Raw genomic sequence first — 18,392 nt, 5'->3', positions numbered from 1 at the left:
CGCCGCCGGGCAGGTGACGACGGCCGTCGCCCGGCGAACCCGCCCGTCGAGCGGCACCGGTCCGGCCCGGCTCGCCCTGCCTGCCCGGTGGGGCCCGGTCGCGCTCAGCGCCCCGGGCCCGTCGTCACCGTGCGCTCCGTGGAGAAGCCGCCCCAGGTCCCGTCCGGCAGCCTGGCCCGGATCCGTACCCGATGGCTGACCCCCGCCTCCCGTCCCGCGTAGAAGCTGTACGTCGCCCGGTCGCGCGGTGCCTCCCCGCCGTAGACGACGGAGGTGGCCGGGCGGCCGTCCAGATGTACCTGGTACTCCGTGATCACCCCGTCCACGCGCGGTGGCACCCAGCTGAGGTCGATGTGGTACGCCCCCTCGGACCGGTGGCTCGAGGCGCGGAAGCCGGTGGGTGCCGCGGCGGGGGCGGCGCCGCGGCCCGGTGTGGTCAGGCGGAGGGGAGCACCGGGGGGAGACAGGTTGTCGGCCGCGTCCCGCGCCCGGACCGTGAAGGAGTAGCGGGTGCCCGGTCGCAGCCCCGTCACCACGGTGGCGGTCTGACTCCCGCCGACGCTGTGGACCTTCGTTTCTCCCTGGTGGACGTCGTACGACAGGACGCCCCGGTCGTCCGTCGAGGCGGACCAGCTCAGCTGGACGGCCCTGTCGCCGACCGCTCTGCCGCGGAGGTCCGAGGGGCGGCTGGGTGCGGACCGGTCGGCCGCCGTGGCCGCCGGTGTCGTCGCCCGCACCTCCCGGCTGCGGGGCCCGAGCCGCCCTTCCGCGTCCCGCGCCCGCACGGTGAAGGCATACGTGGTGGAGGGCCGAAGCCTGATGACATCCACCATGTGCTCGGAACCGGGTACTTCCTTGACCTTTGCGGTGCCCCGGTACACCTCGTATCGGCTCACCCGGGCGCTCGCGGCAGCGACGGTGTTCCACATGACATGCACACTCGTGGCGCTGCCGGCCTCGGCCGTGACACCCACCGGAGCCCCGGGCGGCTGCCCGCCGTCCCCGTTCCCGGCCCCGGATCCGCCGCCACCGCAGGAGACGACCAGGAGAAGCACAAGCGTGAGCACGCCGCAGAGCAGGAGCGGTGAGCGGAGCGCACCACCACGCAACGCGAGGGGACGGCGTGAGAGCACGGCAACGGCGACAGCAACGCCTCGCACGACTCTGCCTCCTGACGACGCACGGAAATGGTCCGGACCAATCTCGCCCCCATGGTGACGCGGATGACGCGATCACATCAAGAGGGCGGTGCGGCGACTCGGCCGGCTCGGGCCGCGTACGGGCACCGGCACCGGCGCCGACTCAGTCACCCGGCCCATTGCCGGGCAGCCGAACGTGCACCGTACGGCCCTGTTGCGGCGGCCACGCCATGAGTCCGGGATGAGATGGGAGCCGAGTGCCCGTCAGTGTCCCCCACGAGAGGCCCCACACCGTGACCCCTGTCCAGTCGCTGGCACTGGCCGTGGCCGGCGTCGCCGTGCTCGCCCCCACGATGCTCCACAGCACCGCCTCCCCGCAGGCCGGCACGGAACCACCGGCCGTACGAGAGGGTGGCTCCGTCAGCGCCGCCGACCTGCTGGCCCAGGTGCGTGACTGCACCCCCGTCTCCCAGGGCAATTACCGGAGCGACCAGGGCGCCGCCGCCACCATCCCCGTGTGCGGCACCGACGAGGTCGTGTTCTGGAAGGCCGACATGGACATCGACTGCGACGGACAGCCCGGAATCCGCTGCAACCTCGCCACCGACCCGTACTTCTCCGCCTCCACGGCGTTCGCGCAGTCCGACGGCCTTCCGCTGAACTCCGAGACCCTGCCCTACGTGGTGGTGCCGGTGCCGAGCGCGCTCTGGGACTACCGGGCGCACGGCGTCCAGGGAGGCTCGGTGGTGGCCGTCGTGTACGGCGACCAGGTGCAGTACGCGGTCGTCGGCGACACCGGCCCCGCGGACGTCATCGGTGAGGCGTCCTACGCGGCGGCCGAAGCGCTCGGCATCAATCCCGACCCCCGAAGCGGCGGCACGCCCTCCGGGGTCACCTACATCGTGTTCAAGAACAGCCGGGTGACCCCCATCGAGGACCGGATGGCCGCGGTGGCGGCGGGAGAGAGACTGGCCCAGCAGTTCGTGGACGGCGGCTGAGCCGAACCACCACCCCCGGCGGGCCCGAAACCGGAGCCCGCCGGACGGATAGGCCGAGGCGGGGAGCGACGGGCGGTGAAAGTGCCCGCCCGTCACTCCCCGCCTCGACCGTGCTCGTCAGACCTTCCGGTACGTGTACGCCTCCGCCGCCGCGGCCTCCACAGCCGCGAGGTCCGCCCCCGTGGACGCCGTGACCACCGCGGCGACCGCACCCTCCACGAACGGCGCGTCCACCAGCCGGGTGTGCTCCGGGAGTTCGTCGCCCTCGGCGAGCAGCGCCTTCACGGTGAGCACCGCGCTGCCGAGGTCGGTCAGGACGGCGACCCCGGCGCCGCGGTCGACGGACGCGGACGCGGCGGCGATGAGTTCGGCGCTCGTACCTAGACCTCCGTCCTCCGTGCCGCCCGCCGGGGCCACGGGCACCGCACTGCCGGTGCCCGCCAGCCCTTTCGCCAGTTCGGCCACCGACGCCGCCACCTGAGCGCTGTGCGACACCAGGACGATGCCCACCAGCTTCCCGTCGTCACCCATCGGACGCCTCCCCGGCCTCGTAGGCATCGGAGGCATCGGCCAGACCTGCGATCAGCAGGGCCGCCGAGGTGGCTCCGGGATCCTGGTGTCCGATGCTCCGTTCGCCCAGATAACTGGCCCGGCCCTTGCGGGCCCGCAACGGTGTCGTGGCCACCGCGCCCTCCTCGGCGGCGGCCCGCGCCGCGGCGAAGGAGTCGCCGAGCGCGTCCACCGCGGGCACCAGCGCGTCGATCATCGTCTTGTCGCCCGGCGCCGCGCCCCCGAGCTGCCGCACCGCGTCCACCCCGGTGCGCAGTGCCTCGGCCAACTGCTCCCTGCTCACCTCGGGTGCGTCACCGAGCGCCTTGCCGGTGCGGCGGAGCAGCGTCCCGTACAGGGGCCCGGAGGCGCCGCCCACCGTCGAGATCAGCAGCCGCCCGGACCGGGTCAGCACCGCGCCGGGCGTGGCGGGCGGCTCCTCGTCCAGCGCGGCCCGCACCGCGCTGAACCCGCGCTGGAGGTTGGTGCCGTGGTCGGCGTCCCCGATGGGCGAGTCGAGAGCGGTGAGCCGCTCCGCCTCACGGTCGACGGTGGCGGAGGTGACCGCCATCCAACGGCGGAAGAAGACGGCATCGAGCACTGGAACTCCTTGTGTACTGGACACTGTGACCAACCTCCCCGGTGCCCCTCACATGCCCCAGCGCAGTCCCGGGGTCCTCACCGGCGCGTCCCACAGCCGCAGGGTCTCCTCGTCGATCTGGCACAGGGTGACGGAGGCGCCCGCCATGTCGAGCGACGTCACGTAGTTGCCGACGAGTACCCGGGCGACGGGGACACCCCGTTCGCCGAGCACCCGCTGCACCTCGGCGTTGAAGCCGTACAGCTCCAGCAGCGGGGTCGAGCCCATACCGTTGACCAGGACCAGGACCGGATTGCGCGGGGTGATGTCGTCCAGGATCGCGCCCACGGCGGCCTCGGCGATCTCACCCGAGGTCATCATCGGCCGCCGCTCCCGGCCCGGCTCGCCGTGGATGCCGATACCCAGCTCCAGCTCGCCCGCCGGCAGATCGAAGGTCGGGCTGCCCTTGGCGGGCGTGGTGACGGCGGTCAGGGCCACACCGAAACTGCGGGAGTTCTCATTGACCTGCCGGGCGAGAGCCTCCACCTGCGCCAGCGGCTGTCCCTCCTCGGCCGCCGCGCCCGCGATCTTCTCCACGAACAGCGTCGCACCGGTGCCGCGCCGGCCCGCGGTGTAGAGACTGTCGGTCACCGCGACATCGTCGTCGACCAGCACCTTCGCGACCTGGATGCCCTCGTCCTCGGCCAGCTCGGCGGCCATGTCGAAGTTGAGCACGTCACCGGTGTAGTTCTTCACGACGAACAGCACTCCGGCCCCACTGTCCACGGCAGCCGCCGCCCGCACCATCTGGTCGGGCACCGGAGAGGTGAACACCTCTCCGGGACAGGCCGCCGAGAGCATCCCGGGCCCCACGAAGCCGCCGTGCAGCGGCTCGTGCCCGGAACCCCCGCCGGAGACCAGGCCCACTTTCCCGGCCACGGGAGCGTCCCGCCGGACGATCACTCGGTTCTCCACGTCCACCGCGAGCTCGGGATGCGCCGCCGCCATCCCTCGCAACGCATCAGCGACCACGGTCTCCGGCACATTGATCAACATCTTCACGGGTACCTCCTGGGGAGCTTGGCAGGTGGATCTTCGACCTGGGTTTTTGCTGGTCAGAGCAGGTAGGGGAAGTTCTCGATCCCGGCGGTCCGTAGCGGCCGGAAGCGGGCTGTGGCGGTACTGATGCTGACTTAATACTGACTTTGGTGACGGGCCGTCAGGTCTGCTGGGTGCTTGGATGCGAGCCGGCTGAAGTCCTCTTGTCTGAAGTATTGACCTTGCGGGAGCGAAGGTCACGTACGCGGGCGCTCAGGTGTGCCCGGGAGGTGGGGCGGCCCGCCGCCTGAGCCGTGCGGCGGGCCGCAATGAGGGTGGGGCCTGCGCGGCCGACGCGGCGGTGCCGGGGAGAGGCCCTGGCCGTGAAATTCAGGAAGAGAACGCCCGAGTCTCTTGGTGACCCGGTGTGCGGAAACCTCGGCTCCGAGGAGCCCGGCAGCTCATCGGAACCGAAGTGCTTCCTTTGCCGGTCTGGAATGTGCATCACCGAGTTCTTCGCTGGGCTCGGCACGGACCGGGTACACGACGGCTCGCCCCGGCACCGTCGGGTGGCCGACGTTCTTGAAACGATGCAGGCCGAGCCGCACGGCGGTCCTGCTCGGCCCTCGGAGTCCTTCCGCAGGCTCATCGACCACCGGATGAGTCCCGCCGACGCCCTTACCAAGGGGCCGAACCGGCCGACCGCGCTACGCCGGCCCAATCAAGCACTCGTCCGGGAAGGTTTCGAAGCGTTCTACGCTGCCGATGGGCACTGCTGTCTCCGCCACCTCGGGACGAAGACCGCCCCGGCTCTGGCGGCACACCCGCACCGCGCCCTTCACTGTTGCAGAGGTGTATTGCCGTGCCGGCCTTGCCGCGTACCTCGACGGGTGCAGTGAGGACGAGCTCCTCGACAAAGTGCTGCTTCCACTGTCGGCAGGGTTGCGTCTTCTTGGTCAACTCCGTACCTGGGGCCGGTGATACAGATGTGAGGAGTCACCCCGCATGCGAGGGGACCACGCGAACGACGGCAGCACTGGGGGGCATGTCATCGGGATCATTCCTGGATGCGCGGAGATCACGCCTCGAACATGATCCAGTTGTTCTGGAACTGGATCGGCCGCATCCAGGAGGAGATCGGACAGGCCCGCCGGGACTGGATGGAGGGCACGCGGTTCGGCGAGGTGAAGGGGTACGACGGGGACCCGCTGCCGGCTCCCGAGCTGCCGGCGACGCCGCTGAAGCCGCGGGGAAGGGTGCGTTGACCTGCGGAAACGGCTGATTGAGTGGTGACGGGTGGGTGACTCGCCGTTGGGCGTTGTCTCCCGTCCTTCCAACGCGTGCGGGAGGGCGGCTGGACGTGCTGTAGGCCCCATGCGTGGGGCCAGGCGATTCCACGGTGTGTCCGTCTGTGGGGAGCTGTGGCAGGACTCTTGCTAACCCTTTGCTAACTCTACTGACGAGTCATCAGGTATCGGTGGAGGACCGTGTCGTACCTTCGCGGCGGTGTAGTGGTCATCGCCGCTTGGGTGACCACCGCACGGATGCTGACCCGGCGGGTGGCTGAGTCACACTCCGGTGCGGGAACTCGGTACTCGGCCTGTCGGTTTGTGGGAATTCGACAAGGCGGGAGTGGTCGTAGGGGTGAGCGCTCTTGGCCCTGCTCCTGGGAGGGCGTGTCGTGGCGGAGTGCTCCCAGCAGGTTCTTCGTCTGCTGGTGGCACGGCGCTTGCATGTCTCTGGCCTGTGTCGATGCCGTAAGTTGCTCCTGATGCGGCTTCGTTGGCCCGTCAATGGTCCGGATCTTGGCTTCTCGCATCCGCCGGTGAGGGCGAGAAATCCGGGCCCAGCTACAACCGATGGGGGACGGCGAGACACCTTCGCGTGCTTGGGGCCCTGTGGTGCGGCGGGAAGGATGGCGCTCAATGAGAGGCGCCTCCGCGCGTGCCGGTACCACATGGCACATGTCGTAGAAACCGTCCACGGGCGTCCAGCTGATCCAGGGTGAGCGCGTAAGTCCAGGTCAGAGCCTTGTGACGTGAGTGCGTCCGTGGGGTTGGTGATCCACCCGTGATCGCTCGTGACAGGTGAGGACCCCCGTCGGCTCTGCGGGTGCCGAAAACCCCGTCCATGGCCTGCGCCGTGCAGGTTCTCGTGAACCTCCGTTGGCCGCAGGACGGGTGTGTCAGGCTGACCAATCGTGCTCCTGCGACTGCCCTACCTCGCAGTGTCGAGCGTGTTCGCCTTCATCCGGCTGCTGTCGATGAACGATGTCGACAAGGACATCGAGATATTGACACTGCGCCACCAACTGGCGGTCCTGCAGCGGCAGACCGGCAGGCCCCGGGCCCCCCAGGCGGACCGTGCTCTCCTTGCCGCACTCCTCCACCGGTTGCCTCGCGCCCGGTTGCGGCAGCTCCACCTGATCGTCTCCCCTGCGACGATCCTCCGGGGGCACCGCGACCTCATGCGCCGTCGCCACGCCGATGTCTCCCGACGTAAGCGTCCCGGCAGACCGCCCACCCGTCGCTCTATCCAGGCTCTCGTCCTGCGCCTGGCCCGGGAGAACGGCGGGTGGGGCTACAGACGGATCCACGGCGAGCTCGCCGTGCTGGGCATCAAGGTCGCGCCCTCGACCGTGTGGGAGATTCTGCGCACGCATGGGATCCAGCCCGCACCCGAGCGCGACCGCCAGACCTGGGCTGCCTTCCTGCGCGGCCAGGCTCACGCGATCCTGGCCTGCGACTTCTTCACCGCCACCACTCTGAGCGGCGCGACTGCGTACGTCTTCGCCGTCATCGAGCACACCGACCGCCGCATCCGCATCCTTGGTGCGACGGCCTATCCCACTGCGGCCCGGGTCACCCAGGCCGCCCGGAATCTCGTGATGGATCTTCAGGACGCAGGGGCCACCGTCACGCGCCTGCTCCGGGACCGCGACAGCAAGTACACCCGCGCATTCGACGCCGTCTTCGAGGCCGAGGGCTTCGAGATGGTCACCACCGGTATCCGCGTTCCCCGCATGAACTCGATCATGGAACGCTGGGTGCAAACCTGTCGGCACGAGCTCCTCGACCGCACCTTGATCTGGAACCTGCCCCACTTGCTCCACGCGCTCGGCGAGTTCGAGTCGTTCTACAACGAGCACAGGCCGCACCGCGCCCTGCACAGCGCAGCGCCGCTTCGGCCGGCCCCCGAACCCATCACCGACCCCACCCGGCTCGACCACCTCGACATCCGCCGACGAGACCGACTCGACGGCATCCTCCACGAGTACACACATGTCGCTTGACCTGCGAGGACGTAATAATCGGCACTCGCACCTTGTGTGAGCGGTGCTCGACCGAGCGCATCAGCTCCCGGCGGGCCACGCCCTAGGAACGCAGCTTGTCGGTGATGACCACCCGCGGCACCGCACCGGTCCTCTTCAGCAGGCGGCGGAAGACCGCCGGGCCGCGGCCTTGTTCCGCCGGTTCTGCACAAGGATGTCCAGGACGGTGCCGCCGGCGTCGACGGCCCGCCACCGGTACGTCGGCTCCCCGTTGATCCTGACGAACACCTCGTCCAGGTGCCACGTGTCCCCGGGCCGAGGCCGCCGGCGGCGCAGCGAGCCGGCGTAGGCCTGCCCGAACTTCAGACACCACCGCCGGACGCTCCCGTAAGACACGATCACGCCGCGGGCGAGCAGCAGCTCCTCGACCTCGCGGAAGCCGAACGGGAGGCGGAAGTACCGCCACACGCAGTGGGAGATGATCTCCGCCGGGTACCGGTGCCCCCTGTACGACGGCGGCACGGACGACACGAACGAACCCCTCCCGGCGTGACCAACCAGAAGATCATTCCACCCGGTCAGTCAACGTGACAGTGCCGCCCTAACGGCCGAGGGCCGTTGCCGCACCAAGCGGCGTGCGGTTGCGGCCTGCCGTTCTGCGGCGAGCGTTTGCCGGACCTGCCGGCCGGCGCCAGGCTGGGAGCATGGTGCGCGCGTCGGCTTCGAACATGCTGACCGGGTGGGCTGTCGAGAGTCCTGGTCCGATCGCGGACGGCCCACTGGTGTCCGTGCGGCGTACCGTGCCCTCGCCGGGGCCTGGTGAGCTGTTGCTGAGGGTCGAGGCGTGCGGCGTCTGCCGCACGGACCTGCACCTTGCCGAAGGCGACCTGCGCCCGCACCGGGCATCGACCGTTCCCGGTCATGAGATCGTCGGCCGCGTGGCCGCCGTCGGCGAGTCCGTCACGGGGTTCCGGGTCGGCGACCGAGCCGGTGGGGCGTGGCTGCGCAGCACCTGCGGCCGATGCCGCTACTGCCGGGCCGGTCGCGAGAACCTCTGCCCGGCCTCCCTCTACACCGGCTGGGACGCGGACGGCGGTTTCGCCGATGTCACCCTCGTTCCGGCGGACTACGCCCACGCGCTCCCGGACGGCCAGGACGCCGTGCTGCTGGCACCGCTGCTGTGTGCCGGGATCATCGGCTACCGGGCTCTGCGCCGCAGCGCCCTGCCCCCCAACGGCCGGCTCGGGATCTACGGCTTCGGGGCCTCGGCCCATCTGGCGGCGCAGGTCGCCCTGGCTGAAGGAGCAACCGTGCACGTGCTGACCCGTTCGGCACGGGCCCGTGAACTCGCCCTCGACCTGGGCGCCTCCTCCGTGGGCGGCGCCTACGACCGCCCGCCCGAACCACTGGATTCGGCGATCCTGTTCGCACCGGTAGGGGATCTGGTGCCCGTGGCACTGGAGGCACTGGACCGTTCGGGAACGCTCGCCGTGGCGGGCATCCATCTCACCGACATCCCCGTGCTCAATTACCGCCGTCACCTCTTCGAAGAGCGGAATCTGCGCAGCGTCACCTCCAACACCCGGCAGGACGGCCGCGACTTCCTGGACACGGCCGCGCGGATCGGTATGCGGGTCACCGTCAGCCCGTATCCGTTGAGCCGTGCCGACCAGGCTCTGAGGGACCTGGCCGCCGACCGGGTCAGCGGCGCCGCCGTGCTCGTGCCCGGATGACCCGCCGCGACGCACTCCTTGGACGTGCCCCGAGAGGTCGCGGTAGCGGGTGACGGAGTGGTTGAAGAAGTTCCGCCGCGAGCGGTGTGTGTTATGCGACATCCTGCGGGTTCCTCCTGGCTTTCATCTCTCGTTGCTGCAGGTCAGCCCGGCAGACGGAAGCGAGGGATCCGTATAGATCATGACGGACCCTCGGGATTTCTGAAGAACCGTCATGAGCCCTGCGCAGACGCACAGGCCGAAGGCGACGAGGTGCTTGGTCAGGCCCCATGCCGAAGAACCAAGGACCACGGCGAACTCGCGGGATAACGAGCAGAGTCACATGCGTACGTACTCCTCGGTGTCCTCGGCGAAGTCCGTCAGTGCCTGGTCGGTGAGTGTGGGACGGGTCTGTGCGATGGCCTGCAGGTAGTCCTCCGTGCCGGCCGGTGCGCCTTTCCCCTGGGCGACTTCGCGTTCGAAGGCGGTCTGGGCGCCCTTGCGAGCAGCGAACTCGATATCGGCCGGCGTGAACATTGCGCTTGCCTCCACCAGACGGCGGAGATCGACATGGGCGGCGGCGGTCCCGAGGTAGCGCCGCCAGACCGCCGAACGGGCCTGCGGATCGGGCGGGCCGACCGGGATGACGTAGTCGAAGCGGCCGGGCCGAAGGAACGCAGGGTCGAGGAAGCGGACGGAGTTCGTGGCGCAGATCAAGAGGCGGTCGTCGTGGTCGCGGAAGCCGGGGATCAGCTTGAGCAGTTCGTTGGTGACTCCATGACTGGGGTCGACAGCCGTACCGGACCGGGCAGAAGCGATCTCCTCGACCTCGTCGATGAAGAGAACCACCGTCTCCAGCTCGGCCAGCTCGGTGAACGCCTCCCGCAGCGAGGCCGCCAGTCCTCCCTCCCGGAACGACGCAAGCCGGGACGGGAAGAGTTCCACGAAGGGCCACCCCAACCGCGAGGCAACCGCTCGGGCGAAGCTGGTCTTTCCGGTGCCCGGCGGCCCGAAGAGGATGACCGCCTTCGGCGGCCTCACTCCATACCGCTCGGCCAGCGCGGGCCGGGCCAGCGGCAGCACGATCCGCCGCTCGATGGCTTCCTTCACCTCTTCCATTCCCGCAAGGCTGTCCCACAGATCCCCGGGAAGCATCCTTCCCCCCAGTTCCGCCAGGAGGCCGGCATCGCTCGCGCCGAGCTGCTCGACCTTCTCGTAGAAGACGAGCCCGCTCCGGGACCGGTAGCCTGAACTTTCCAAGGCAACGGCTCCCGTCGCCCCTGGGGCCAGGAGCGCGCCGATCCGGCGGACTCCCTGGGACCGCAAGCGCCGCTCAAGCTCGGCGATCAAGAAGCTCCCGATGCCGCGGCTGCGCCACGTCCCGGCCAGGGCCACCAGGATGATCCAGCCCCTCTCGCCGGAGACCTGCGCCACGCCGACGCCCACCAGCTCGTCGCCGACCACCGCCACCACGGCCGGTCCTGCGGCCCTGGCTGCGGCCACGACCTCCGATACCGGGAAAACGGCGGGAGCCTCGTCCACCTGCTGATTCTGGTCCCAGACCTGGATGGCGCGGTCCAGATCATCGTCGTGGAAGTCCCGAAATCGCCACACCGGCATCGTCATCACCTTCGAGAGGGGGCCACCACCGCTCCCCAGCTCAGGGAGTGCCCCGCCACGGGCCCTTGCTTCATTCTCCCCATGTGCGCCTCCCGGGCGCGCGTCGAACAAGGGTGCCGTTAACGTACAGGGAACCAAGTGACATGTAGCTCAGCGTGATGTTGGTCCTGTGGGCTCGCCGCCGTTCGGCTCCGCCCCTACGCCCCCGTCCCTATTCCCAGACGGTGAGCACGTGCTCCTGGTCGTCCTCCTCCATTGAACCGGGACATGACCCTCGCCGTGACCGGCCTCCTCGGGGGCATCGCCTGCGGCGTGGCGGGCGGCGGTCGGCTGGTGGAGCACGCGGGCCCTGCTGCCGGGTGCCTCGCCCCGGTCACCGCTGCCGCTTGCGCACTGCCGCTCTACGCGATCCGGCGCGGCGCGCGCTGAGCCCTGGCCCTGTTCGGCGCGGACTGCCCGGCGGCCCGCGTGAGCGCCCAGGGGTGCCTCAGCACTGCGCCGGCTTGCGCCACGAGCACTCCAGGTCCCCGTTGCTCTCCGTGCTCCGGAGGGCCTTCGGCCGCACCGTCATCGCCCGGTTCTCGTCGGACGAGGCGAGGGTGACCACGATGGCGTCCTCGATGCTCTTGACCGAGCCGGCGAGATAGTTGTTGAGGACGACGCTGTAGACGAGTTCGCGTCCGCCCGCGTCGGTGACGTATCCCGACAGGGCCGACGCGCCCGTCAACGACCCCGTCTTGCCACGCGCGTTGAGCGTGGCCGGCGTGCCGCACAGACGCGAGCGCAACGTACCGCCGACGAAGCGGTTCGGGTCACAGGCCACCGGGAGGGCCCGGTACCAGTCGGCGTACCAGGGCTCGGTGCGCACCGACAGGAGCAGCTTGGCGAGCTGGTCCGCGGGGACGCTGTCCATCCGGGACAGCCCGGAACCGTCGACCTGGCGCAGCTTGCCCGGGTCGACGCCGACGCGCTTCAGGTAGCCGCTGATGCCGGCGAGGCCGGCATCCCAGGTGCCGCGCCCGGAGGTCTCGTATCCGATCGCCTTGGTCAGCGCCTCGGCGTGCATGTTGTTGGACAGCTTCAGGAACGGGATCAGCAGCTCCTTGAGGGGCATGGACTCGTGCGTGGCGAGCCTGTGCGCGCCCTTCGGAGTCGCCTCGCCGAGCCGGGTCGCCCCGGTGACGCGCACGCCGTGCGCGGCCAGCGCGTCGCGGAAGACGTCCGCGGCGTAGCCGGTGGGCTCCCAGACGCTGACCCACTCCTTGGCGGTGGCGCCGCCAACAGGCAGGGTGCCGCTGACGGTGACGGTGTTGGCGCCGTGCTGCCGCTCGACGGTGAGGTCGCTCGGGCCGCCCCGGTCGACGGTGGTCGCGCGCACGTCGAGGTGGACGTAGTGATTGGCCGGGGTGACGGTGGTGCGCGGCCGGTCGCCGGGCTTGGCCCCCGGCGCCGCATGCACGATGACCGTGCCGGTGTCGTAGTCGGTGTCGGGGGCGACGCTCAGCGCGGAGGTCTGCGCCGAGTAGTACGAGGATTCGTCGTCGGAGGCCCAGGAGCGGCCGAGCCGTTGGTCGTCGAAGCGGGTGTCGTCGGCGACCAGGCGCCCGGTGACGCGCCGCACCCCCGAGTCGGCGAGCGCGGCGGCGAGCCGGTCGTAGTCCTCGGCGAGCAGGGTCGGATCGCCGGTGCCGCGCAGATACAGGTCGCCGTCGAGTACGGAGCCGTGCCGGGCACCGGTCGACAGGACGTCGGTGGTGAAGCGGTGGTCGGGGCCGAGCAGCGCCATGGCCGCGGCCGAGGTGAGTAACTTGGTGTTGGAGGCGGGCATGAGCCGCCCGCTCGGCAGATGCTGATAAAGGACCGCGCCGGTCTTCGCGTCGGCGACGACGACGCTCGCGGCACCGCCGTCCATGCGGGCGTCGCCGAGGATCGTGTCGATGGCCTCCGGCAGCCCGGTCCGGTCACCGTCCGCCCCCGCGGGCGAGCTCCAGCTGAACGTCGCCGCGACCACGGCGGCGACGACGGGCCAGATCCAGTGGCGCATACGGGTGGTGCGTCTCACGGGTCTACTCATGCCGCAGGAGCATCCCGGATCCCGGCCGATGGCAACAGACCCCCGCGCCGATCCGCACCCCGCCACCGCTGCGCAGGTGCCCGGCACGACCGATCACCACCACCTCGCCACGCACCTCGCTTCCGGCCTGTGGCGCGTCCAGCGGCTTGCTCTCACAGGGGCAGCGTTATGCCCAGTTGCTGCATGGCGGTGGAGGGCGGGCCACCTTCGGAGCGTTCGGTCTGGCGTTGTCAGGTTGAGTGAGTGCTCGAGGGTGTGAGCCGGTTCGGCGCGTTTCGGCTTCGGCGGTGACAACGGCTCAGGCTACGGCGTCGCCGGTCTGCCTGCCGCGGCCTGAGCACGGGGCCGGAATCCGGCCCCACCACACCCGACCCACCGTCAGGCGCCCACACCCTCAACCACGTGACAACGCCGTCGATTGTGATGGGCGGGGCCACCCCTTGCCGGGGTGGCACCATCGCGTTTCAGAGCAACCTTCCGGGAAGTTCGCGAGTCATGTGTATGCGTCACCGATCCGGTGCGCATGATGTCCGAATTACGGAAGGTCCCATGACTTCTCTCGCCGTCGTGCGGCGTACCATCTCCGCGTTTGTGCTGGCCGCACTGGTCGGCACGGCGCTGGCCGGTCCTGCCCATGCCCAGGAGGAACCGCTGCCGGTCTCGATCACTGGCCCCGACAGCGTGAACCTCTCGCTGCACCCGGAGGCCGGTGGGCCGGGTGAGCCGCAGATCGAGCTGGGGCTCCGGGCGCCCGGCGAGCCGGTACCGGACGAGGACGGCGTCATCTGGCCGATCCACACCGGCGAGTACACGGTCACCGTGGACGCGAGCTCCCTGGCCGGCGTTGCTGCGGTGGACTTCTCCCAGCTCGGCGGGTGGCAGGGGTGCTCCGTCGACGGGCTCGTCGCCACCTGCAGCGACTACGAGATCTACGCGGGTCAGGACTACAACGACCTCGGCGGCATCCGTCTCGATGTAACCGACGAGAGCGCCGCAGGCGACTTCGGCGCCATCCGGATCACGGCCGCGGGCGAGGACCTGGCCTTCACCGGGCACACAGTGGACGTGCTGGTGGGCGGCCCGGAGCTGCTGATGAAGCAGCTGACCGAGCCCGAGGGCTTCCAGGCCGGTGACACCTTCCAGGCGCCGCTGGGCTTCCGCAACGTCGGCGGGCTGGGCGGCGATGGCATCGTGCTGCGGATCTCCGGCAGCCGGGGCCTGTCCTTCCCCAGCACCTTCAGCAACTGCTGGTACGAGCCGCGTGACCCCGACGATGTGCTCGGACGCTCCACGGCGCTCTGCATCTTCGACAGTGAGTTCACCGGTGAGGCGTCATACGGGCTGAGCGCGCCCTTCCCGATCGAGACGGCCGGTTTCGCGCTCTACGACACGATGTCCTACAGCTTCAGCGCGGTGCCCGCCGAGCAGGCGCGGGAGCTGCTGACCGAAGGCGACTACCAGGCGGGTGACGGGCCGGCGCTGGAGCTGGCCCGTGTGCCGGACGCGGACCCGGCCGATTACACCCGCTACGCGGAGATGGACTTCCCGACCGCGAACACCTTCGACCTCGATCTGACCGGTGAGCGGCTGCGGGCCCGCAAGGGCAGCACGGTGTCGGTGGACATCGGCTTCGCCAACCACGGACCCGCCTGGCTGGCCGTGCTCCGCTCCGGCGGCGAACCGATCCCCTTCTGGGTCGACCTCCCCCCGGGCACCACGGTCACCGCGGTCCCTGAGGACTGCCGCCCGGGCTGGGAGGGCACCGAGGGCGACTACCTCTGCTTCCTCGACACGCCGATCCTGGAAGACGCCTCCCGCACCTTCACCTTCGACCTCCGCGTCGACGAGGTGATCAAGAACGCCACCGGCCGGGCGTTCTTCGTGTACACGATGCCGAACGAGGGCAACCCGGCGAACGACTCCGGGGAGATCGTGCTGAACCCGGTGGGCAAGCCCTGATCGTCAGCTGTTCTGGCACAGCGGGCCCGCCCTTCCGGGCGGGCCCGCTGTGTGCTGCGGCTGATGGGTGGGATTCCGGCGCGCTGGAGCAGGACGCGGATGCGATCCTCCTGCTGCACCGCGAGGACTACTACGAGCCCGAGTCCGGGCGGGCCGGGGGGACCGACCTGATCGTGGCCAAGCACCGCAACGGGCCCACCGCCACGGTCACGGTGGCCCACCAGTTCCACTACAGCCGCCTGCGCGACATGTCCGCCGCCGAAGAACCCGCTGTAGGGTTTCAGATTTCGTGGCCAAATCTCACGAGCGATGGCCAAGCGATGACATATCTGACACGAATCTGAGACTGGCAGGTCAAGCCGCCCAGACGATCCCGGCTGAGGAAATGCCACGACGGTGAGAGGAAACACCCATCCAAGCCGTGAGACAGCGGGAAGCTGCTCAGCGCCTCCTCTCGTACCTGGTCAGGACCACGCCGCCGGGAAACGTTCGCGTCTCCACCAGGTTCAGGTTCACCCAGCTGTCCAGCGCGGTGAAGAACGGCGTGCCGCCGCCCACCAGGGCCGGATGGGCGGCGATCACGTACTCGTCGATCAGCCCGGCACGCATGGCCGCCCCGGCGAGCGTTGCGCCGCCGATGTTCATTGGGCCGCCGTCCTCGGCCTTGAGCCGGGTGATCTCGGCGATCGCGTCGCCGGTGACCAGGCGGGTGTTCCAGTCGACCTTGTCGATCGTCGAGGAGAACACCACCTTCGGCGTGTCCCGCCAGTTCCGCGCGAACTCGATCTCCGCCGGGGTGGCGTTGGGCTGCTGGTCGCCGGTCGGCCAGTAGGAGCTCATCGTCTCCCATAGCTTGCGCCCGTACAGCGACAGGCCACTCGCCTGCTCGTGGTCGAGCCACCACTGGAACAGCTCGTGGCTCGGCGGTCCGCTCCAGCCGATGTCGTCGCCGGCCGCGGCGATGTAGCCGTCCAGGGTCAGGTTCATGCCGTAGATCAGTTTCCGCATGGCCCAGCCTTCCGTCCGTGGGTGTCCGGCGTATAGACCGGCGCGGCGCGGGAAACTCATCGGTGCGCGATCTGGGCTCGCTGGTAGTCCTCGTGCTCGGGGCTCAGCGTGGTGTACTCGGCCGACTCGGGCAAGCCGCCTGATCTCGACCTCGCCCTCGCGAGGAAATGCCACGGATTTGAGACTGATCATGGGTGACAAGGCCGTGAGGCAGCCAAGAACGCCCAGGTCACGCAAGATCGATATGTCACGAGCGGCGAGACCCTACACCCGCCCCCTGACCGTCCTGGGCGCCGCTGTGCGGCCCGTTCCGCCCGGCGCCGGACAACTTCCCCGGCCCGGCCGGATGAACGCCGCACAGCAGGCGTTCACCCGGCCCATCCCCACGTCAGCCGGCGCGCAGATGTGTTATCTGGTCAAGCAGCTCAAGGGCACCCGCGCCGTGGCCGACGCGCTAGCGTCTCGCAGTGCACCGTGGAGCGGTATGTGAAGGACAGATCCGCCGGCCCCGCGCCGACCTCGCCCAACGTCTTCAGGACGCGGTCCGCGCCCGCTGGCAGCCCCGCGTCCGCGAGCGCGCCCGGCGCCAGGCTGCCACCGGCCTGGTCGTCGACACCCGGGCCCGGTTCGGCTTCACCGCCGCGCCCGGCACCACCGACGACGCCCGCATCCGCCACCTCACCCTCGCCCTGCCCCCGCAGTACGCGGCCCGCCTGTTCGACGCGCAGGAGACCGGCGCCAGTGAGCAGCACCTGCTGACCGCCTGCCCCTGCTGTCCGGAGCCGGTCATCCGGAGGGGACACCGACCCCTTTCGCGGGCCCACTGCCTGGAACACGCGCCGCCCCTGGCAGGAAAACCGCTGCACGAGCGGCGGGCGGGTAGCCCATAGTGGACCGACACCCCTCGAGCAGCCAGAACGGAGGGCCGTGACGACCGCCTACAGCGAAACCTCCACCGAGCGCGTCCCCGGGCGGGCCTGAACCGTCCGGATCACCGGACACAGCGACCGCTCCGCCACCGTCTCCTGCAGCACCTCCGCCTGCCGGATGCCGCCCCGCTCCAAGGGCCTCGCGGCGCTGCGCGCGTTCGTCGCCCGGCACGCCGCTGCCCACGCCAGGGTCGCCACCGTCCGCCCCCGCGCCTGGTGTCACTGCGGCTCCCAGCGCTGCGCCGCCCACCCGGATGCCACAACGCACTGCGCGGGCGCCGTGCTGCTTATCTTGCGCCACGATCCCACCGTCGGCCGCGTCTGGAGCGTCGAAGAGGTGTGCGAGGCCTGCGCCCCGCTGCTTGCGAACGCCACTGTCCTCGCCCGCGCCGCTCAGCCCCGGCGCCGAGCCGCCCAGCCCACTGCCGCCCAGGCCCCGGTGCAGATACCGGCTGCCCGGCCCGGCATTCCGGGCGACTTCTCCGCACCTGCCACCGGCCCCGCCGAGGTCGAGAGCCGGACCGCGCCCGCACGGCGAGGCCGCCGCGCCCCGCAGCGCACCCGCCGCCGGGGCCCGGGCCAGAGCCGCTGACCGCCCGGCGCGTATCTGCCGCAGCCCCGGGCCGGGCGCTCGAGGAACACGCGCGGGCTCGCGGGGCGCGTCCGGCCGGGCCGGGGCAGTCCGCCCCCCGGGGCACCGGGCGGCCGCGCCTTGTCCGCCGCAGGAGGCAGGGTGCGGCGAGGGGAGGTCCACGCCGCGGGAGCGTGCCCTGCGGGTTGTCGCCGGTGCCGCACTGGGCGGGACGGGAGGGTGACACGATCGGTAGGGCCGCGGCCATGGACAGCGATGAGGATGCCCTTTTAACGGAGCAGATCGCCTACTACCGGGCCCACGCGGGCGGATACGACCGGCCCTATGCCGAGCGCGAGGAACTGCGGGAGTTGCTGGCTGCGGCGGACGACCTCCCGATCGCCGGGGACGTGCTGGAGTTGGCCTGCGGAACGGGCCAGTGGACCGGGGCGCTCGCCGCTCGGGCGCGCTCTGTGACCGCCGTCGACGTGTCGGACGAGACACTGGGTATCGCGCGTGCGCGGATCGCTTCCCCAACGTCCAGTTCATTCAGGCCGATCTGTTCACCTGGCGGCCGCCGCGCCGCTACGACACCGTGTTCTTCGCCTTCTGGCTCTCCCACATTCCGCCGTCCCGCTTACCGGACTTCTGGAACACCATCGCCGCCGCGCTGGCACCGCACGGCAAAGCGATCTTCGTCGCCGATGGCCCCGCAGAGGCCGCCCGCGAGGAAGTTCTCGTCCAGACAGCCCATCCCTGCGGTGCAGCGCCGACTCGACGACGACAGCCCGTATCGCGTCGTGAAGGTCTTCCACGACGCCGGAGAGCTCACGGAAAAGCTCGCCGCGCTGGAGTGGTCAGCCGATGTCCGGACCGTGGGCGGCAGTTTCATCGTCGGTACCGCGGAACCGCCGGGCAACCCCGGCTGACAGTCCACAAGGGCG

14 protein-coding genes and 4 pseudogenes are annotated in these 18,392 nt (G+C 70.4%); 10 read left to right on the top strand and 8 right to left on the bottom strand.

What is annotated here, in order from left to right:
- Window positions 1–104: 104 nt before the first annotated feature.
- On the bottom strand, window positions 105–1,067 hold the full coding sequence (locus OHB56_RS05870) for a fibronectin type III domain-containing protein (protein WP_406352014.1): 963 nt from the start codon (window positions 1,065–1,067) through the stop codon (window positions 105–107).
- A 425-nt stretch (window positions 1,068–1,492) separates the two neighbouring features.
- Here OHB56_RS05870 and OHB56_RS05865 point away from each other — a divergent pair, with 425 nt between their 5' ends.
- A complete protein-coding gene (locus OHB56_RS05865) occupies window positions 1,493–2,137 on the top strand; it encodes a glycoside hydrolase family 75 protein (RefSeq protein WP_406358940.1) in 645 nt (214 codons plus the stop codon).
- A gap of 117 nt (window positions 2,138–2,254) precedes the next feature.
- Here the strand turns inward: OHB56_RS05865 and dhaM are convergent, their stop codons facing one another.
- From dhaM to dhaK, 3 genes are read right to left on the bottom strand one after another with little or no spacing between them, the layout of a single operon-like run.
- Window positions 2,255–2,668, bottom strand: coding sequence for a dihydroxyacetone kinase phosphoryl donor subunit DhaM (gene dhaM, locus OHB56_RS05860; RefSeq protein WP_326751287.1), 414 nt, complete (start codon window positions 2,666–2,668; stop codon window positions 2,255–2,257).
- A complete protein-coding gene (gene dhaL / locus OHB56_RS05855; RefSeq protein ID WP_406352012.1) occupies window positions 2,661–3,287 on the bottom strand; it encodes a dihydroxyacetone kinase subunit DhaL in 627 nt (208 codons plus the stop codon). Before dhaL ends, dhaM begins: the two co-directional genes overlap by 8 nt.
- A 48-nt stretch (window positions 3,288–3,335) precedes the next feature.
- On the bottom strand, window positions 3,336–4,328 hold the full coding sequence (gene dhaK / locus OHB56_RS05850) for a dihydroxyacetone kinase subunit DhaK (protein WP_326751285.1): 993 nt from the start codon (window positions 4,326–4,328) through the stop codon (window positions 3,336–3,338).
- Window positions 4,329–5,404: 1,076 nt separating this feature from the next.
- On the opposite strand from dhaK, the pseudogene OHB56_RS05845 reads away from it, so the two are divergent.
- Both OHB56_RS05845 and OHB56_RS05840 read left to right on the top strand, forming a co-directional pair.
- Window positions 5,405–5,569, top strand: a pseudogene (locus tag OHB56_RS05845) (pirin family protein); the annotation flags it as partial.
- 935 nt (window positions 5,570–6,504) lie between these two features.
- Entirely contained in the window at window positions 6,505–7,596 is a 1,092-nt protein-coding gene (locus OHB56_RS05840) for an integrase core domain-containing protein (RefSeq protein WP_406352010.1), read from the top strand.
- A gap of 85 nt (window positions 7,597–7,681) precedes the next feature.
- Here the strand turns inward: OHB56_RS05840 and OHB56_RS05835 are convergent.
- A pseudogene (locus OHB56_RS05835) lies at window positions 7,682–8,106 on the bottom strand (IS6 family transposase); the annotation flags it as partial.
- Window positions 8,107–8,279: 173 nt separating this feature from the next.
- On the opposite strand from OHB56_RS05835, the gene OHB56_RS05830 reads away from it, so the two are divergent.
- Complete coding sequence (locus tag OHB56_RS05830) at window positions 8,280–9,308, top strand: zinc-binding alcohol dehydrogenase family protein (RefSeq protein ID WP_326751184.1); 1,029 nt, start codon at window positions 8,280–8,282, stop codon at window positions 9,306–9,308.
- A 318-nt stretch (window positions 9,309–9,626) separates the two neighbouring features.
- Here OHB56_RS05830 and OHB56_RS05825 read toward each other — a convergent pair whose 3' ends face one another.
- Complete coding sequence (locus tag OHB56_RS05825) at window positions 9,627–10,913, bottom strand: bifunctional GNAT family N-acetyltransferase/ATP-binding protein (RefSeq protein ID WP_326751183.1); 1,287 nt, start codon at window positions 10,911–10,913, stop codon at window positions 9,627–9,629.
- A 261-nt stretch (window positions 10,914–11,174) separates the two neighbouring features.
- On the opposite strand from OHB56_RS05825, the gene OHB56_RS05820 reads away from it, so the two are divergent.
- Window positions 11,175–11,336 (top strand): hypothetical protein, encoded by a 162-nt coding sequence (locus OHB56_RS05820; RefSeq protein ID WP_406352007.1) that lies wholly within the window; start codon window positions 11,175–11,177, stop codon window positions 11,334–11,336.
- Window positions 11,337–11,394: 58 nt separating this feature from the next.
- On the opposite strand, the gene dacB is transcribed toward OHB56_RS05820, so the two are convergent.
- Window positions 11,395–12,981 carry a D-alanyl-D-alanine carboxypeptidase/D-alanyl-D-alanine-endopeptidase gene (dacB, locus tag OHB56_RS05815; protein WP_326751182.1) on the bottom strand — a complete coding sequence of 529 codons (1,587 nt, stop codon included), beginning with the start codon at window positions 12,979–12,981 and terminating at the stop codon, window positions 11,395–11,397.
- A gap of 549 nt (window positions 12,982–13,530) precedes the next feature.
- On the opposite strand from dacB, the gene OHB56_RS05810 reads away from it, so the two are divergent.
- Both OHB56_RS05810 and OHB56_RS05805 read left to right on the top strand, forming a co-directional pair.
- Entirely contained in the window at window positions 13,531–14,940 is a 1,410-nt protein-coding gene (locus OHB56_RS05810) for a hypothetical protein (RefSeq protein WP_326751181.1), read from the top strand.
- 23 nt (window positions 14,941–14,963) lie between these two features.
- Window positions 14,964–15,200, top strand: a pseudogene (locus OHB56_RS05805) (DnaB-like helicase C-terminal domain-containing protein); the annotation flags it as partial.
- A gap of 181 nt (window positions 15,201–15,381) precedes the next feature.
- Here the strand turns inward: OHB56_RS05805 and OHB56_RS05800 are convergent.
- Window positions 15,382–15,948: a dihydrofolate reductase family protein gene (locus OHB56_RS05800; protein WP_326751180.1), complete on the bottom strand. Its 567-nt coding sequence runs from the start codon at window positions 15,946–15,948 to the stop codon at window positions 15,382–15,384.
- A gap of 346 nt (window positions 15,949–16,294) precedes the next feature.
- Between OHB56_RS05800 and tpg the strand changes: the two are divergent.
- The 3 genes and pseudogenes from tpg (at window position 16,295) to OHB56_RS05785 (ending at window position 18,377) form a co-directional block, all read left to right on the top strand.
- Window positions 16,295–16,838: pseudogene (tpg, locus tag OHB56_RS05795) on the top strand (telomere-protecting terminal protein Tpg).
- A gap of 157 nt (window positions 16,839–16,995) precedes the next feature.
- Window positions 16,996–17,469 (top strand): hypothetical protein, encoded by a 474-nt coding sequence (locus OHB56_RS05790; RefSeq protein ID WP_406352004.1) that lies wholly within the window; start codon window positions 16,996–16,998, stop codon window positions 17,467–17,469.
- Between the two features lie 245 nt (window positions 17,470–17,714).
- Entirely contained in the window at window positions 17,715–18,377 is a 663-nt protein-coding gene (locus OHB56_RS05785; protein WP_326751178.1) for a class I SAM-dependent methyltransferase, read from the top strand.
- The last annotated feature ends 15 nt before the right edge of the window (window positions 18,378–18,392 follow it).

The sequence above is a fragment of the Streptomyces sp. NBC_01635 genome (assembly GCF_045209715.1).
Taxonomy (GTDB): domain Bacteria; phylum Actinomycetota; class Actinomycetes; order Streptomycetales; family Streptomycetaceae; genus Streptomyces; species Streptomyces hirsutus.
This window is presented reverse-complemented; position numbering and strand designations above follow the sequence as displayed.

Bases quoted from the DNA above. Each gene is read 5' to 3' on its own strand.
- OHB56_RS05865 (WP_406358940.1), top strand. From the start codon at position 1,493: ATGCTCCACAGCACCGCCTCCCCGCAGGCCGGCACGGAACCACCGGCC.
- dhaM (WP_326751287.1), bottom strand. From the start codon at position 2,668: ATGGGTGACGACGGGAAGCTGGTGGGCATCGTCCTGGTGTCGCACAGC.
- OHB56_RS05830 (WP_326751184.1), top strand. From the start codon at position 8,280: ATGGTGCGCGCGTCGGCTTCGAACATGCTGACCGGGTGGGCTGTCGAG.
- OHB56_RS05825 (WP_326751183.1), bottom strand. From the start codon at position 10,913: ATGACGATGCCGGTGTGGCGATTTCGGGACTTCCACGACGATGATCTG.
- OHB56_RS05820 (WP_406352007.1), top strand. From the start codon at position 11,175: ATGACCCTCGCCGTGACCGGCCTCCTCGGGGGCATCGCCTGCGGCGTG.
- dacB (WP_326751182.1), bottom strand. From the start codon at position 12,981: ATGAGTAGACCCGTGAGACGCACCACCCGTATGCGCCACTGGATCTGG.
- OHB56_RS05810 (WP_326751181.1), top strand. From the start codon at position 13,531: ATGACTTCTCTCGCCGTCGTGCGGCGTACCATCTCCGCGTTTGTGCTG.
- OHB56_RS05800 (WP_326751180.1), bottom strand. From the start codon at position 15,948: ATGCGGAAACTGATCTACGGCATGAACCTGACCCTGGACGGCTACATC.
- OHB56_RS05790 (WP_406352004.1), top strand. From the start codon at position 16,996: ATGCCGCCCCGCTCCAAGGGCCTCGCGGCGCTGCGCGCGTTCGTCGCC.
- OHB56_RS05785 (WP_326751178.1), top strand. From the start codon at position 17,715: ATGGACAGCGATGAGGATGCCCTTTTAACGGAGCAGATCGCCTACTAC.